Genomic DNA, 289 nt, shown 5'->3' on the forward strand with positions numbered 1-289 from the left:
CGACGACGCCCGCGTTGTTCATCGCCTTGGGCTGTGCGCTGCCCGGGATCTGTGTGACGGATCCGTTCTGCCAGACCCACCCGAGCGCGCTGTAGCCCTGGCTCTGGGTCGACCCGGCGACCAGGCCACGGTCGTTGACCAGCTGGGCGTGGCCGTAGCCAAGACCAAGCGGGTCGCCGAGGTCGACGGCCGTGGCCGGGCCGGTCGCCGGGTTCGCCGACGCCCCGGCGAGCGCCGCGCCGCCGCCGGCGATGACCAGGCTGGCGGCACCCACGAGAGTCGTCGCGAT

The 289-nt window shown here is 73.7% G+C and carries 1 protein-coding gene; it reads right to left on the bottom strand.

Going from position 1 to position 289, the window contains the following annotated elements; translation table 11 throughout:
• On the bottom strand, positions 1-274 hold a 274-nt coding region (locus JHE00_RS34745; RefSeq protein ID WP_230425532.1), incomplete at its 3' end, for a hypothetical protein.
• Positions 275-289: the final 15 nt, after the last annotated feature.

Source organism: Prauserella cavernicola (genome assembly GCF_016595675.1).
Classification (GTDB): Bacteria; Actinomycetota; Actinomycetes; order Mycobacteriales; family Pseudonocardiaceae; genus Prauserella_A; species Prauserella_A cavernicola.